Source organism: Sphaerotilus sulfidivorans, assembly GCF_013426975.1.
Classification (GTDB): Bacteria; Pseudomonadota; Gammaproteobacteria; order Burkholderiales; family Burkholderiaceae_C; genus Sphaerotilus; species Sphaerotilus sulfidivorans.
The window spans coordinates 1-1,100 of the sequence record NZ_JACCPY010000079.1; the positions used below are offsets into that span (position 1 = coordinate 1).

The following is a 1,100-nucleotide window of genomic DNA, read 5'->3' on the forward strand; positions in this document are numbered from 1 at the left end:
CCTTCTTCCATGGCGATCGGGGCGATCAGCTTGACTTCGATCGACACGTTGTCACCCGGCATGACCATTTCCTTGCCTTCCGGCAGCTGGATGGCGCCGGTGACGTCGGTGGTGCGGAAGTAGAACTGCGGGCGGTAGTTGTTGAAGAACGGGGTGTGGCGGCCGCCTTCGTCCTTCGACAGCACGTAGACCTCACCGGTGAAGTGGGTGTGCGGCTTGATCGAACCCGGCTTGCACAGCACCTGACCGCGCTCGACGTCTTCACGCTTGGTGCCGCGCAGCAGGATGCCGACGTTGTCGCCAGCCTGACCCTGGTCGAGCAGCTTGCGGAACATTTCGACGCCGGTGCAGGTGGTCTTGGCGGTGGCGCGGATGCCGACGATCTCGATTTCCTCGCCGACCTTGACCAGGCCGCGCTCGATACGGCCGGTCACGACGGTGCCGCGGCCGGAGATCGAGAACACGTCTTCGACGGGCATCAGGAAGGTGCCGTCGACGGCGCGCTCGGGCGTCGGGATGTAGGTGTCGAGCGCATCGGCCAGGGCCATGATGGCCTGCTCGCCCAGCGGGCCGGTGTCGCCTTCGAGGGCCAGCTTGGCCGAGCCCTTGACGATCGGGGTGTCGTCGCCGGGGAAGTCGTACTTGGAGAGCAGCTCGCGCACTTCCATTTCGACCAGTTCCAGCAGCTCTTCGTCGTCCACCATGTCGGCCTTGTTCAGGAAGACGATGATGTACGGCACGCCGACCTGACGCGACAGCAGGATGTGCTCGCGGGTCTGGGGCATCGGGCCGTCAGCGGCCGAGCAGACCAGGATCGCGCCGTCCATCTGGGCGGCGCCGGTGATCATGTTCTTGACGTAGTCGGCGTGACCCGGGCAGTCGACGTGAGCGTAGTGGCGGTTGGCCGTCTCGTACTCGACGTGGGCGGTGTTGATCGTGATGCCGCGAGCCTTCTCTTCCGGAGCGGCGTCGATCTGGTCATAGGCCTTGGCCTGACCGCCGAACTTCTTCGACAGAACGGTCGTGATGGCTGCCGTCAGGGTGGTCTTGCCATGGTCGACGTGACCGATGGTGCCGACGTTGACGTGCGGCTTGGTCCG

Annotated in this window: 1 protein-coding gene; it reads right to left on the bottom strand. The window is 65.0% G+C overall.

Going from position 1 to position 1,100, the window contains the following annotated elements; all coding sequences use genetic code 11:
- Window positions 1-1,100 (bottom strand): elongation factor Tu (gene tuf / locus HZU84_RS20005; protein ID WP_180693121.1); only part of this gene is annotated, 1,100 nt, incomplete at both ends.